The sequence below is a fragment of the Flavobacterium sp. PL11 genome (assembly GCF_035985025.1).
Lineage (GTDB): Bacteria > Bacteroidota > Bacteroidia > Flavobacteriales > Flavobacteriaceae > Flavobacterium.
The window spans coordinates 1-15,215 of record NZ_JAXCIA010000025.1 but is presented as its reverse complement, the minus strand read 5'-3'; the positions used below and the strand labels follow the sequence as shown (position 1 = coordinate 15,215).

Genomic DNA, 15,215 nt, shown 5'->3' with positions numbered 1-15,215 from the left:
TAAAAAATCCCAAACTCCAACTGACATACGTTGGAATTTGGGATTTATAACATGAATTTATAATTTAAAACTTCAAATATTAGAATTTCGAATTTAAATAACTGGAATTTTATTTAAACATGCAGCGCTCTATTATCAGTAGCAGCCAGTGCAGCTTCTTTTATTGCTTCCGCAAAAGTAGGATGCGCATGAGACATTCTAGAAATATCTTCAGCAGACGCTCTAAATTCCATTGCAGTTACTGCTTCAGCAATTAGATCAGCACAACGAGCACCGATCATGTGAACGCCAAGAACTTCATCCGTTTTTGCATCAGCAAGAATTTTTACAAATCCATCTAAGTCTCCTCCTGCTCTTGCACGACCTAATGCTTTGAAAGGAAAGCTTCCTGCTTTGTAATCAACACCAGCAGCTTTTAGTTGCTCTTCTGTTTGTCCTACAGCTGCCACTTCAGGCCAAGTGTAAACTACTCCTGGAATTAAGTTGTAATCGATATGTGGTTTTTGACCAGCTAAAATTTCAGCAACCATCGTTCCTTCTTCTTCTGCTTTATGGGCAAGCATCGCTCCTCTAACCACATCACCTATTGCATAGATATTAGGAATATTCGTTTGTAAATGATCGTTTACCTCAACCATTCCTTTATCTGTAATTTTAACACCTGCTTTGTCAGCATTCAAACCGTCTGTATAAGGGCGACGGCCAACTGATACTAGTGCGTAATCGCCTTCCAGTGTAATGGTTTCCCCTTTTGCGTTTTCAGCTTGTACTACTACTCCATCTCCATTTCGCTCTGCTGATTTTACTTTGTGCGAAACATAGAACTTCATTCCTTGTTTCTTAAATACTTTAGTCAATTCCTTAGATAATGAGGCATCCATTCCAGGAATAATTCTATCTAAATATTCCACTACAGAAACTTGTGCACCTAATCGTAAATAAACTTGTCCAAGTTCAATTCCTATAACGCCACCACCTATAATAATTAAATGTTTTGGAATTTCTTTTAGTTTTAAAGCTTCTGTAGAAGTAATAATTCTCTCTTTATCTAATTTAATAAAAGGCAAATTCGCAGGTTTAGAACCAGTAGCAATTATTATATTTTTAGCTTCCACAGTTTCAGAAGTCCCATCCGCTTTAGCGACAACTACATGTGTAGCATCAACAAAAGAACCTAAACCCTCAAGAACGGTGATCTTATTTTTATCCATCAAAAATTTCACTCCGCTGCAAGTTTGATCAACAACTGCTTGCTTGCGTGCAATCATTTTTTCAAGATTTACTTTTACTTCGCCAGTAAGTTCTATACCGTGCTCAGCGAAGTGTGAAACATCACTATAATGGTGAGAAGATGCAAGTAAGGCTTTAGAGGGAATACAACCCACATTTAAACAAGTTCCTCCTAAGGTCGAATATTTCTCAATAATTGCTGTTTTGAAACCTAATTGCGCACAACGAATTGCCGATACATATCCGCCTGGTCCAGAACCTATAATGACTACGTCAAATGAATTCATAGTATAATTTATTTAATATGATTTTATAAAATGTTGTACAAAATTAATGAATTAAGTCTTGTTTAATGTTTATTTTAGAAGGTATTTGTCAGTAATTTTATTTAAAACATTCACTTATTACCATAAATGGATTAAATTTTCAGATTAAATTAAACATTAATTACAGTTGTGTTTTTTACTTCATTGATCATAAATGTGCTATGTGTACTTCCTATGTGATCTAAAGTTGTTAGTTTAGTTACTAGAAATTCGCGATATGCTTCCATATCCTTTACAATAATTTTCAAAATATAGTCATAATCTCCACTCACATGGTGGCATTCTAATACTTCTTTTAATTGGATCACTTGGCTTTCGAACTTTGCAATAAATTCCTTTGTATGTTGTATTAATTTAATGTGACAAAAAACAACAAAACTCTTTTGAATCTTTACTTTATCTAATAAGGCAACATACTTTACAATAATTCCCTCTCGTTCCATCTTTTTAATTCGCTCATAAACAGCTGTAACGGAAAGATTAAGTTTCAATGAAAGTTCTTTTGTCGTTTGTTTAGTATCTGATTGCAGCAATAAAAGTAGTTTTTTGTCGGTGGCATCTATTATCATAAGAAGCAAAAATTTGAATTAAAAAAAATCTATAAAAATCACTTTTAATCAGCTAATTTAGAAAATAAATCTAAAAAATAATAACATTTTAGTTTTAAAATTTAATAAATTGTTATAGTATTGATTATTGATCTTAAATCTCGTTATTTTGAAACGACTTTTAACAAACTAAAACCTTAGCCCTGATAGAAACGGCATCTTTTTATTCGCCTCAGCCAATAAAAGATGTAGCGCCCCGAAGCTTCGGGGGTAGGAATAATCTCTTAAAAAAATAAATATGAAAAATTTCAATCCTGCAGACAATATTCAAGATTTACAATATTTTGGAGAATTTGGTGGTGTAAATCCATCGATCTCTGATTCATCAACTTATACATTCCTCTCAGCAAAGACCATGTTTGATACTTTTGAAGGAAATATGGAAGGATGTTATTTATATTCGCGTCACTCATCGCCAAGTAATTTATATTTAGATAAAGCGCTTGCAGCAATGGAAGGAACAGCATCAGCTAATGTATCAGCATCAGGAATGGGAGCTATTACGCCTACTCTTCTTCAATTATGCGGAACGGATGATCACGTTGTTTCAAGTAGAACAATTTACGGTGGAACCTATGCTTTTTTAAAGAATTTTGCTCCACGATTAGGCATCACAACCACCTTTACAGATATTACAAAACTCGAAATAGTAGAAGCTGCTATTACCCCTAATACTAAAGTTTTATATTGCGAAACAGTAAGCAACCCCTTGCTTGAAGTAGCCGATATTGAACGTTTGTCTAAAATTGCAAAGCGTCATAACTTAACACTTGTTGTTGACAATACGTTTTCACCATTGTCTGTTTCTCCAGCTAAACTTGGAGCTGATATTGTAATCCATAGTTTGACAAAATACATTAATGGAAGTAGCGATACAGTGGGCGGTGTAACATGTGCATCACAAGAATTCATTGATAGTTTAAAAAATGTAAATAGTGGCGCAAGCATGTTACTTGGTCCTACAATGGATAGTATGCGATCAGCGAGTGTGATGAAAAATCTACGCACATTGCACATCAGAATGAAACAACACAGCCATAATGCAATGTATCTTGCTGAACGTTTTGAAAAAGATGGGCTGATAACCGTTTATCCTGGTTTGAAAAGTCACCCAAGTCATACCTTATATAAAATGATGATCAATCAAGAATATGGTTTTGGCGGAATGATGACACTAGATGTAGGAACTTTGGCGAAAGCCAATGCACTGATGGAATTAATGCAGTCCAAAAACTTAGGTTACTTAGCAGTAAGTTTAGGATTTTATAAAACATTATTTAGCGCGCCAGGAACTTCTACATCTAGTGAAATACCATTAGATGAACAAATAGAAATGGGATTAACAGATGGATTAATCCGATTTTCCATAGGACTAGATAACGATATTGAAAGAACGTACCAAATGATGAGATCATGTATGGTTGAAATACAAATATTGCAAAACTAATTTTTTCCGTATAAAAAGTAAAGCCTGAATGCTCAAACATTCAGGCTTTACTTTTTATACGGAAATAGATAATAATTGTTAATAAATATAACTGTTAACAATTATTTTTTTATGAGCCACTTGAGTAAAATATTCTCTAGATCGATATGGATAATAGGCTTAGGTAAATAATCATTCATACCTGCTTCTAAACATTTTTCTTTATCTCCACTCATTATTCCTGCTGTAATAGCAATAATAGGAATATCCCTACCGCCTTGTAAATTCCTGATTTCTTTAGTTGCTTCGTATCCATTTTTGTTAGGCATCTGTATATCCATTATAATTAAATCAGGCTGTTCTTTGCTATAGATGGCAACGGCTTCATTTCCGTCTTTGGCTTCGAGAATAATACAATCTTTAATAGTCCGTTTAACTAATGTCTTTGCAAGTAGCATATTGATTTTATTATCCTCAACAATTAATATTTTACGCTGACCTAAAAAGCTAACTCCAATATTTTCGTAATCTACATCAATTAACTCAGTCAGCATTTGAGTATTTTTTTTACTTTTTGCTTTTGTAAATTTAACTGTAAAAAAGAAATTACTTCCTTCTCCGTACTTACTGATTAGCTGGAGTTTACTATCCATTAAAGCAAGTAATTGATTGGAGATGGATAATCCTAATCCTGTACCTCCAAATTTTCTATTGGTAGAGTTATCCTCCTGCACGAAAGACTTAAAGATTTTTTCATTGTTAGAATCTTTAATTCCAACACCAGTATCTTTTACTGAAAAAGTTATTGCTGTCTCGTTTTTATCAGATTGTCTCGTTTCACTTATATCTAAATGTATTTCGCCAAAACTCGTAAATTTTATTGCATTGCTCAATAAGTTAACTAAAATTTGTTTTAGGCGAATAGAGTCGCCCAAAATAAATTGTGGAATATTCTTCTCAATATTTAAAATAAGATCAATTTTTTTATGGTCTGCTTGATGTTTAAATAAATTGATTACTTGATTTGAAAGTTTATAAACATTTAATTTTTCAATATTTAGCTCTAGCTTACCTGATTCAATTTTAGAAAAATCCAGAACATCATTAACAATTTCCATTAGAGACATCGCTGATTCATTAACGGTAGTCATATATTCTGCTTGATTTTTTTTGAGATCGCTTTGCATTAATAAATGAGTGAAACCAATAATTCCGTTCAAAGGAGTTCGGATTTCATGACTCATATTAGCTAAGAAATCGGTTTTGGCTTTACTAGCAGACTCCGCTAATTCTTTAGCCTTAATGAGTTCCATATCCATCATTTTCTGATCTGTAATATCTATAAAACTAACAACAACTTCATTGATATTACCTTTATCATCCATATCAGGATAACCATTTACCAATAGCCAAATAATATCGCTATTGGCGGAGTTATTTACTCCTACTATAAAATTTTTGAGCGGCTTTCTACTAGCTAAAATCTGATTTACAGGATAACTTTCCAGTTTCATTACTGATTTATCATCGTTTAAAAAATTCCAAAATGGATCAAATGCTGTAATTCCGTTAATCTGATCATCAGTTACTCCTAATAATTCAGTAGCTTTTTTATTAGCTAAAATAATTGAAGTATCAGAAGCGTGAACAACGATTCCAGTATCTAAATTACTGAGCAATTCACGATATCTATCTTCACTTTTGAATAAGGCCAAATCTACATTTTTAGCTTTTGTAATGTCTCTGCATAAACAGATAAAGTGTATTTCATTATCAACACTTTCCTGCATAGGCGCAACTGAAAGTTCAAACCAATGTATTCCAGAATCTAAATGTAAAATATACTGCATACCTGCAGAAAAACCCTTCAACGATGCTTCTTTGATTGCAGAAAGAACAATATCCGATGCATCACTAGGCAAAATTTCACGGAAATTTTTTCCGATTACTTCATGTGATGGCCTTACAAGTAAATCTTCATGGCGAGAATGATGATTAAAAATGGTACCATGTAAGTCCACCTCAAACAATAAATCAGGAATCGCATTTAGGATTGCTTCTATTTTTTTATGCATTTTTTTAAACGCATCATCAATAATTTTTCTTTCAGTTACATTTCTTACAATCGCAACGATACGTCCATCAGCAATCATTTTTGCTGTTATTTCTACTGTCACTAAAGTTCCATCTTTATGCAACATTTCTCGTTCTAGTATTGTCTGTTGCCCACTTAGTAACTCTTTGTACATAATGGGCCTTGAAATTAATTCCTGTTTTGTATATAAATCAGGTAAACTTTTACTGCAAAGCTCCTCCTTACTATATCCTAACATAATACAGGCACTTTCATTGACTTCTAATAAGCGACCATCAGCGTTATTGATAAAAATTGCATCAGAGGCTTGTTCTATTAAACTTTTATATTTTTCCTCACTGTTGATTAATTGATTTTTGACATTTGCTAATTCTGTAATTTCAACTAATGCACCATTCATACGAATTGCCTTGCCTAAATCATCGCGCAATATTATTCCTCGATCATAAAAAATTCCAAAAGTTCCATCAGCTTTCAAAAAGCGGAATTGATCCGACCAATAGTTAGAAATTCCTGCGTAAGTGTCCTCCAGTTTTTTTATTACGCGCTCTTTATCTTCAGGATGAACTCTTGAACGCCAAATATCAGTACTTTTTGCACCTGTTGCTTTCGTGTTTCCAAATCCCAATAGCTCAGTAAATTTCTTATTGTTCCAGCTCTCGCCAGTTAGCAAATCAACTTCAAATACAGCATCATTAGTCGCGGCAGAAATCATTTCATATCGCTCATTGGCAGTTTTCATTTGTGCCTCTGCTTTTTTAATTTCAGTGAGATCTATTCCCATACCCAGAATACATTTTTGTCCTTTGTAATCTATAGTATGGGAATTTATATAATATGAAATTTTTTCTTGACCTTTAGTTACAAATTCAATTTCTATATCTTGTAATTTATCATTTCCTTTTTGTGCTGCATTTAGAAATATTTTATTTATACGAGCATTAATCTTTTCTTTTTGATCACTATCAACAAAATCCATTGCCGTCATAGTAGCTATCGTTGCGCTGTCATAACCAGTAACTTCCTCTAAATTTTTGTTCCACATTACAAAATTTCCAGACGATTCATATAAATAGAAAATACCAGGAAGATTATTTATTATCATTTCTGACAATTGTTTTTCCCTCAAAATACTTGCCTCTGCAATTTTTCGTTCCGTAATATCCGTTATAGTACCGATATAACCTATGACTTCATTTTTAAAATTTCTCTCTGGAATTGCTTTTCCCATTACCCAAGCAATAGTTCCATCAGGGCGTATAAAACGGTATTCTGCTATGGAAATCTCCTGATTTATGGTGGCGTTATCCCAACCCTCAAAAAGCGCAAGTAAATCATCATCGTGAACTGCTTTTAACCATCCATTACCCATTGCCTCATTATACGGTAAGCCAGTTATTTCACTCCAACAAGAATTTATATACGTGGTTAAACCTTCACTATCAGTTCTAAAAATTCCAACTGGAGAAACTTCTGTTAAAGTGTGAAACCTTTGTTCGCTTTCAATTATATCTTCTTCAGCTTTTTTACGTAAAGCCTCTCTATCAAAATTTTCTAACGCATAAGCAACATCATTGGTTGCCTCTTCTAATAATGCAATTTCTTCTTGATCGAAGAAATCCTGATCACCTGAATAAAATAAAAATGACCCGATTACATTACCAAACTTTTTAATAGGAACTGACATCATAGACAGATATCCACGCGCAAGTGCCTCTTCACGCCATGGTATCATCATATAATCATTTGCAATATCGTTACTGACAATAGATTTAACTTCTCTAATAGACCTTCCAGCAGGCCCTCGTCCCACAGGTTCATCATTTACTGAAATAGACTGAATTTTAGTAAAATAGCCATTGTCATCCCCAGCAATCATAGCTGGTACGACTTCATGAGTATCAGCGTCTACTAATCCAATCCAAGCCATTTTAAACTGACCTATATTTACGGCGATGGAACAAGCATCTGCAAACAATGTTTCTTGGTCTTTCGTCCTAACGATCATTTGGTTAATTTGAGTGATAAATAAATATAACCTATTAGCTCTCGCTACTTTTTGCTCTGCATGAATTCTATCGGTAACGTCAGTAACAGTTCCATGGCAAATAATAGTCCCCTCTTTTTCAACTATAGGCAATGAATTTACGTTATGCCATACCAGTCCTTTAATAGGATGATAATATCGATATTCTCCTTTTAACGGTATTAATTTAGATTTAGTTTCTTTAATACTGAGCATTAACCGCTGCAGATCTTGAGGATGAATAAGGTTAAAAATTTTATTTGAATCATTTTCAATTTGCTCAAAAGTAAAGCCATAAAGTTCTTCAATAGCATTGCCCGCATAGGGAAAGCTCAATGAACCATCTTTATTTTGCCTCATGGAATAGATTAATCCAGGAGAAGTCGCAGCAATTTTTAAAAATCGGTCTTTCTCTTTTAAAAGTGTTTCATTGGTCTTTATAAATTCTGTTACATCTTTTAAGTTTGCAATAATTCCTCCTACACTGTCATCATCAATTTTGTTATTAAGTATCCCTTGCAACCAAATATATTTTCCATTTTTATGTTTAACTTTAAAAATTACATCTAATGGAACATCAGGTTGATCTATTGATTTTTGAATCATTAATTGTATGTAATCTAAATATTCCGGATGGTAATAATCAGCGCCATTAAGTTTTTCAAATTCTTGATCAGTATATCCGGTAATGCGCACAGATGAAGGACTTCGAAATATAGTAAATAAGTTTTTATCTAAAACAGTTATAATGCCATCATTATACTCAACAAGTGCGCGAAATCTTTTTTCGCTATTACTTAGCTTCTTCTCGGCAATTTTACTTTCAGTTATATTCTTAACAAAGCCTAAAAATTGATTATCTAAAAGTTTAACCGCATTAATTAAACAAAAGACTTTTTCACCATCTTTACGAATAATTTTCATTTCAGCTTTAATAAATCCTCTTTCTTTTAATATTATAAATTGAGAAGGAATATGCTCATCATAACCTCTAGTCGCTAGATCACCAAATTTGAGTAATAATAGTTCGTCTCGTGAATAACCAGTTAGCTCTATGGCGGCATTATTTAGATCTATATAGCGCCCATTCTCATCACATACAAATACCGCATCAGGAGCGTTTTCGATATAACTTTTAAATTTTGCATTATTTTCTTGTTCTATCAGTTTTATTTTGACGTCTACTACCGCTGCTTCTTTGTGATTAATAATATTTTCATTCTTTTTTTTCTCAGAAATATCTTGAACGCTGCCTCGCAAAAACGTGCTATTATAGGTAGTGCCACCAGTAGGTAAAACAACAATATGCAAATATTTTTTATTTCCGTTAAGTAAAGTCACATACTGTTCTAGTTCGAACTGATTTTTGTCAGCAACAGTTTGATCTATTTTTTGAAGAAAACTCGATTTATTTTTATCGGTAAGGATTTGGGTAAACTCATCTAATAAATTTAGTTTTGATTCTCTTTCCACACCAATGATATTGAACATTTCATTTGACCACGTCATTACTTTGGTATCCAAATTCAATTCCCAACTCCCTATTTTACCTATATGTTGCGCATAATTTAATAATTTTTTACTTTTTAGCAATTCGTCTTCAATTGCCAAAAAATCAGTAAAATCTCTTCCTATTCCATAAATCAACTCATTTGATATAGATGCGGTTACATTCCAATGGACAGTTATGACTTCTCTATTTTTCTTGATATATCGATTTTTAAAATCAATAGAAGAATTTCCTTGAGATAACAATAGGATTTCAGCAGTACTTTTTTCATGATCGTCCTCGTGTACAAATGACAAAAAAGGTTGAGATAGTAGTTCTTGCTTTGTGTAACCAAGTATTTTTACAAATGCAGGATTAATTTCTTTAAAATAGCTATCAAAACCAACAACACATACAAAATCCTGAGAACCTTGTATTAAATTTCCAAAATTATTGTCCGCTAACTCATTTTGCTCTAAACCATTAATATCTAAATTCTTCTGATTGAATTCATTGAGTATTTTATCGTTTTCAGGTATCTCTTTGCTCATACTCCATTATTTTAATAAGTGCTAAATATAGAAAAAAATACCAAAAATAAAAATTACTTTGCACGATGAATAAACATTTGTGAAACGTTGAAGTATAAAAAAATTTAGTTTTAAAAATTAAAAATTTCATCAAAACGAAAACAAAAAATAAATTATTATCATCATTTGTACATACAACAATAAAAATTGTTATATTTGTACCAACAAATTACATATATACAAATATGAAAATTGAAGATATTTTGAAATCAACTGTTCCAATGGATGATTCTAAAAAAATCATTTTAAATGTGATGTACACTCAAAGCATCATAACAGAAAGTTTTAATGAAATATTAAAACCGTATGAAATTTCGAGTGAGCAGTATAATGTACTTAGAATTTTAAGAGGTCAAAAAGGCAGTCCGGCTAATATGAATGCGATTCAAGAGCGAATGCTTGCTAAAACTAGTAATACCACTCGATTAGTAGATAAACTCTTACTCAAGGATTTTGTTACGCGTAAAGTATGTTTAGAAAATAGACGTAAAATTGAGGTTCTTATCACTGATAAAGGATTGGCAGTTTTAAAAACTTTAGATCCAAAAGTAATAGCGCATGAAGAGCTTTTCTCAAAAAATTTAACTGAGAGTGAAATAGTCCAGCTCAATCAATTATTAGAAAAATATAGAAATTACTAACTAGAATATAAGATGAATAACTTTATAGAAAATCAAAATTGGAGATACGCAACAAAAAAATTTGATGCTACCAAGAAAATAGCAGAAGAAGATATTACAATACTAAAGGAAGCTATTCGACTGAGTTCTTCCTCTTATGGCTTACAGCCGTACAAGATTATTATAGTTGAGAATCCTGAGTTGAGAGCGCAACTCAAAACAGCGTCCTGGGGACAATCACAAATAGTTGATGCATCACATGTTTTAGTATTTGCTAATGAATTAAACTTTGGCGAAGATGGTATTGACAACTACTTTAAAAATGTAAGCGAAACAAGAGAAGTTTCTATTGAAAGTATGAAAGGATATATGGGTTTTATGAAAACTACCATAACAGCTTTATCTGATAACGATCGAAATATTTGGTCCGCAAAACAAACTTATTTGGCGCTTGGTAATTTAATGAATGCCGCAGCTGAATTAAGAATAGATTTGACTCCAATGGAAGGGTTTGTTCCAGAACAAGTAAATGAATTATTAGGATTAAACGATCTTGGACTAAATGCAACACTTATTACAACATTAGGTTACAGACATGAAGAAGACGCAACTCAATATTTTAAAAAGGTTAGAAAACCAACCGAAGAATTATTTATCACTTTATAATTATTTATCAAATTTAAACACTTAAAAAAAATGAAAAATTTTAAATCAATTGCATTAGCTTTAGTAGTAGTTTTATCAACAATTTCAGTATCAGCTCAAACTAAAAAAGTAGATGCATCTAAAAGTTCAATCGTATGGACTGGAAAGAAAGTTACAGGAGCACATGAAGGAACGATCAATCTTAAAGACGGAAATTTAATTTTCAAAGGAAAGACATTAGTTGGAGGAACTTTTAACGTTGATATGACTTCAATGACGGTTACTGACTTAAAAGCGGGACAAGGAAAAGAGAAATTAGAAGGTCACTTAAAAGCAGATGACTTTTTTGGGACAGATAAACATGAAACAGCTACATTAGTGTTTAAAAAAGTGACTGTTAAATCACCTAACGTTTACACTGTAAATGGAGATTTAACAATTAAAGGAATTGCAAAACCTGTTACTTTTGACCTTGCTACAACAGCAAATTCAGCAACTACTAAAGTGATAGTAGATAGAACTAAATATGATATTAAATACAATTCTGGAAATTTCTTCGAAAATTTAGGAGATAAAGTTATCTATGATGATTTCGATTTAGCCGTTGTTCTAAAATTCTAATTATATACCTTTTTGAAAGTATAAATTAAATATGTTCGATCTTATCTTGACAATTTTATTTAAATTTTAGATCGCAAGGGATCACAATATTTGATTATGAAAATCTTCAACTATTGAAATTTTCCTTATTAATAGTTAACATTTTTAATTTAGACATAAAAAAAACCTGCATTAGCAGGTTTTTTTATGTCTAAAATTTTTTGTTTCCAGCATCGTCATCAGCATCACTTCCTGCCACTTTTACAATTTTATTATATATTCCTAATAGCAAAAACGAGGTTGCCCATTGCCCCACAAATAGTGAAGTATTGCCTTTTCCCATGAGCTTCATAGTTGCTGATGCCGCCATTGAACCCACAGCCGCCCACAAAAATAAATCTGATGGTAATTTTGCTGTTTGCTCTTCAATTTTTTTTGCTACTGGTCCTTCTAAATGATCTTTGTTAATAATATCCATAATTTCTAATTTTTATGATTAATAGTAGTGAATTGTAAATTTACAATAGACTTGCAATCAATAACTTACACAATTAATAAAGGTTTTTATATGATTCGCATAAAGTTTTTAACTATAAACTTTTATAATTAATTTGTCACACTTATAACATTAACAGATCTCATGAAAAATGACAATTCAAATCAAAAACAGCAAAAAGGCTTTGTTACAATTACTGGAGCTAGACAACACAATCTTAAAAATGTGAGTTTAGAAATTCCTAGAGATTCATTTGTCGTGTTTACAGGAGTCTCAGGCTCTGGAAAATCATCGCTTGCTTTTGGAACATTATATGCAGAAGCGCAACGACGATACCTTGAGTCTGTTTCTCCTTATGCAAGAAGACTTTTTCATCAAATGCCTATACCAGAAGTGGATCACATTGATGGATTACCTCCAGCTGTAGCTTTACAGCAACAAAGAGGATCTGGAACAACGCGATCCTCAGTTGGGTCAGTCACTACTTTGTCTAATTTATTGCGAATGTTATATTCTCGAGCAGGTGACTATCCAGAAAATCAGCCCCTTTTATATGCAGAATCATTTTCAACTAATACGCCAGAAGGTGCCTGTCCCAACTGTCATGGCCTTGGAAAAGTTTACGATGTTACTGAAAAGAGCATGATTCCTAATGATTCTTTAACAATTAGAGAAAAAGCAATTGCGGCTTGGCCTACTGCATGGCAAGGTCAAAATTTGCGTGACATATTAACAACATTAGGATTTGATGTCGACATACCTTGGAATAAACTTTCAAGAAAAGATCGTGATTGGATTTTATTTACAAATGAACAACCGCAATTGCCAGTTTATGCAGGTTTAAATAAAGACGAAGTGCAAGTCGCTATTAATAATAAACGAAAACCCAGTTATATGGGAACTTTTACTGGTGTAAAAAGATATGTGCTACATACCTTTGCAAATACTCAAAGTGCTTTAATGAAAAAACGAGTATCGAAATATATGCTAAGTGCCGAATGTCCTATTTGTAATGGAAAACGCTTAAGACAAGAATCACTTTCAGTAACTTTTTCAGGATATGACATTGCTGCTATTTCCGGGTTACCGTTAAAGCAATTATATACAATATTTAAACCTTATTGTGATGGTTCGGCCGCTGGCTTGACAAAATTGGCTACACATCATCAAGAAAAGGCAATCGTTGCACAAAGAATTGCGGCTGATCTAATTGCTAGAATAACGGTGTTACTTGATTTAGGACTTGGTTATTTATCATTAGAACGCACCACTCCTACCCTTTCTCCAGGAGAACATCAAAGGTTGCGATTAGCCACACAGGTTCGAAGCAATCTATTTGGGGTGGTTTATGTTTTAGATGAGCCTTCCGCTGGATTACATCCTGCCGACACACAAGCATTACTTAAAGCGCTTGATGGTTTAAAAGCGTCCGGTAATTCTCTTTTTATAGTTGAGCATGAACTAAATGTCATACGACATGCCGATTGGATAGTTGATGTAGGGCCTAATGCTGGTAAAGGAGGAGGAGAAATAGTATATAGTGGTCCAGCAGAGGGCTTAAAAAATATTGAAAGATCCAAAACTAGAGAACATCTATTTAATAATTCCCCTTTAGAAAAAAATAAAGTTCGAACACCCAGCGGATGGTTAAAATTGGGTGGACTAACCAGAAATAATTTATCAAATCTTGATGTTTCTTTTCCATTAGGGGTCTTAACAAGTGTTACTGGGGTGTCAGGTTCAGGCAAAAGTAGTTTGGTTAGCCAAATTTTAGTGGAATTGATAGTATCAAAATTGGGAAATGAAAACTTAGTTGAGGAGGAAGCGGAAGATTCTTTGCAAGAAGATAGTATTCAAACATTAGGAGGCACTATTATATCTGGTTTTGATACTATAAAACGTTTAATTGTTGTGAATCAAAAACCCATTGGGAGAACACCGCGTTCAAATCTTGCCACTTATACTGGCTTATTTGATGTTGTTAGAAAATTGTTTGCGTCAACTAAATTAGCCAAAGCGCGTCATTATGACGCTGGCCGATTTTCATTTAACGTGGGAAAAGGTAGATGCTCTAATTGCGAGGGTGAAGGTTTTGTGATGGTCGAATTATTATTCCTTCCCAGTGTTTACGCTCCTTGCCCTGTGTGCGGAGGAACTCGTTATAATGCTGCAACATTAGAAGTCACCTTTCAAGATAAAAATATTGCACAAATATTATCTATGACGGTAAATGATGCAGCGGCATTTTTTGAAAATGAGGAAAGAATAAGCAGAACATTAAAGGTATTGCAAGAAGTAGGATTAGGATATTTACGTTTAGGACAACCCGCAACAGAACTTTCTGGAGGTGAAGCACAACGTATAAAACTTGCCACTGAATTACAGCGTTTGAGTCGAGGAAATACGCTGTATATTTTAGACGAACCTACAACAGGTCTTCACCCTACTGATGTTGAAAAATTGCAATTACAACTAGCCAAATTAGTTGATGCTGGCAATACTGTTATTGTGGTTGAACATGATATGCAAGTAGTAGCTGCAAGCGACTGGGTTATTGATATTGGTCCAGGCGCTGGAGATGAAGGCGGTACTATTGTTACTCAAGGAACCCCGCAAAAAGTAGCAGAAAACAAAAGGAGCAAAACCGCTATATATCTAAAAAAAACTTTAGAAGGTCAAATTTTTAACTTCTAGAATATACACCTAATTGAAATCTAAATACTATAAATTGAATTGATAATCTTTTAAGAGGAACTTAAAACTTAGCGCTTTAAATAAATATTTTAATACGTTTAATATCAACATTGTACTTTCATTTTTAATAATATAGCTTAAAAAATATATTAATTACAACCTATTTTATGGGCGACACAAGAAATCTCAACATCAAGTAAAAAATTTACAAAAAGACATTTACTACTTATTTTTAAAAGTCTTTATGAAGTTATTTATTATATGTTTTTATACATCTTGAATTCAACTTATAAATGCAACTTTTGAGAAAAGAGTTGCAAGTAGATTAAATTTTTACAGAAAGAGAGAAAAGAAAATAAATTCTTTTCCC

Annotated in this window: 9 protein-coding genes; 5 read left to right on the top strand and 4 right to left on the bottom strand. The window is 32.8% G+C overall.

Annotation, left to right across the window (positions count from 1 at the left end; translation table 11 throughout):
- Nucleotides 1–113 precede the first annotated feature (113 nt).
- Nucleotides 114–1,517: a dihydrolipoyl dehydrogenase gene (gene lpdA / locus RCH18_RS12545; protein ID WP_326937106.1), complete on the bottom strand. Its 1,404-nt coding sequence runs from the start codon at nucleotides 1,515–1,517 to the stop codon at nucleotides 114–116.
- Nucleotides 1,518–1,666: 149 nt separating this feature from the next.
- A complete protein-coding gene (locus tag RCH18_RS12540; protein WP_326937105.1) occupies nucleotides 1,667–2,125 on the bottom strand; it encodes an Lrp/AsnC family transcriptional regulator in 459 nt (152 codons plus the stop codon).
- 277 nt (nucleotides 2,126–2,402) lie between these two features.
- Between RCH18_RS12540 and RCH18_RS12535 the strand changes: the two genes are divergently transcribed.
- The gene (locus RCH18_RS12535) at nucleotides 2,403–3,611 is read left to right on the top strand and encodes an aminotransferase class I/II-fold pyridoxal phosphate-dependent enzyme (protein ID WP_326937104.1); all 1,209 of its coding nucleotides are present in this window, start codon (nucleotides 2,403–2,405) and stop codon (nucleotides 3,609–3,611) included.
- A gap of 101 nt (nucleotides 3,612–3,712) precedes the next feature.
- Here the strand turns inward: RCH18_RS12535 and RCH18_RS12530 are convergent, their stop codons facing one another.
- A complete protein-coding gene (locus RCH18_RS12530; protein WP_326937103.1) occupies nucleotides 3,713–9,751 on the bottom strand; it encodes a PAS domain S-box protein in 6,039 nt (2,012 codons plus the stop codon).
- Between the two features lie 224 nt (nucleotides 9,752–9,975).
- Here RCH18_RS12530 and RCH18_RS12525 point away from each other — a divergent pair, with 224 nt between their 5' ends.
- The 3 genes from RCH18_RS12525 to RCH18_RS12515 are packed head-to-tail and all read left to right on the top strand — an operon-like array spanning nucleotide 9,976 to nucleotide 11,676.
- Nucleotides 9,976–10,431, top strand: coding sequence for a MarR family winged helix-turn-helix transcriptional regulator (locus tag RCH18_RS12525; RefSeq protein ID WP_326937102.1), 456 nt, complete (start codon nucleotides 9,976–9,978; stop codon nucleotides 10,429–10,431).
- Nucleotides 10,432–10,443: 12 nt separating this feature from the next.
- Nucleotides 10,444–11,076: an NAD(P)H-dependent oxidoreductase gene (locus tag RCH18_RS12520; protein WP_326937101.1), complete on the top strand. Its 633-nt coding sequence runs from the start codon at nucleotides 10,444–10,446 to the stop codon at nucleotides 11,074–11,076.
- A 30-nt stretch (nucleotides 11,077–11,106) separates the two neighbouring features.
- A complete protein-coding gene (locus tag RCH18_RS12515) occupies nucleotides 11,107–11,676 on the top strand; it encodes a YceI family protein (protein ID WP_326937100.1) in 570 nt (189 codons plus the stop codon).
- A gap of 190 nt (nucleotides 11,677–11,866) precedes the next feature.
- Here RCH18_RS12515 and RCH18_RS12510 read toward each other — a convergent pair whose 3' ends face one another.
- The gene (locus RCH18_RS12510) at nucleotides 11,867–12,133 is read right to left on the bottom strand and encodes a hypothetical protein (protein ID WP_326937099.1); all 267 of its coding nucleotides are present in this window, start codon (nucleotides 12,131–12,133) and stop codon (nucleotides 11,867–11,869) included.
- Nucleotides 12,134–12,295: 162 nt separating this feature from the next.
- Here RCH18_RS12510 and uvrA point away from each other — a divergent pair, with 162 nt between their 5' ends.
- Nucleotides 12,296–14,845 carry an excinuclease ABC subunit UvrA gene (uvrA, locus tag RCH18_RS12505; RefSeq protein WP_326937098.1) on the top strand — a complete coding sequence of 850 codons (2,550 nt, stop codon included), beginning with the start codon at nucleotides 12,296–12,298 and terminating at the stop codon, nucleotides 14,843–14,845.
- The last annotated feature ends 370 nt before the right edge of the window (nucleotides 14,846–15,215 follow it).

What these genes read in the sequence shown, in the direction of transcription:
- lpdA (WP_326937106.1), bottom strand. Translation starts at nt 1,517, where the DNA reads ATGAATTCATTTGACGTAGTCATTATAGGTTCTGGACCAGGCGGATAT.
- RCH18_RS12540 (WP_326937105.1), bottom strand. Translation starts at nt 2,125, where the DNA reads ATGATAATAGATGCCACCGACAAAAAACTACTTTTATTGCTGCAATCA.
- RCH18_RS12535 (WP_326937104.1), top strand. Translation starts at nt 2,403, where the DNA reads ATGAAAAATTTCAATCCTGCAGACAATATTCAAGATTTACAATATTTT.
- RCH18_RS12530 (WP_326937103.1), bottom strand. Translation starts at nt 9,751, where the DNA reads ATGAGCAAAGAGATACCTGAAAACGATAAAATACTCAATGAATTCAAT.
- RCH18_RS12525 (WP_326937102.1), top strand. Translation starts at nt 9,976, where the DNA reads ATGAAAATTGAAGATATTTTGAAATCAACTGTTCCAATGGATGATTCT.
- RCH18_RS12520 (WP_326937101.1), top strand. Translation starts at nt 10,444, where the DNA reads ATGAATAACTTTATAGAAAATCAAAATTGGAGATACGCAACAAAAAAA.
- RCH18_RS12515 (WP_326937100.1), top strand. Translation starts at nt 11,107, where the DNA reads ATGAAAAATTTTAAATCAATTGCATTAGCTTTAGTAGTAGTTTTATCA.
- RCH18_RS12510 (WP_326937099.1), bottom strand. Translation starts at nt 12,133, where the DNA reads ATGGATATTATTAACAAAGATCATTTAGAAGGACCAGTAGCAAAAAAA.
- uvrA (WP_326937098.1), top strand. Translation starts at nt 12,296, where the DNA reads ATGAAAAATGACAATTCAAATCAAAAACAGCAAAAAGGCTTTGTTACA.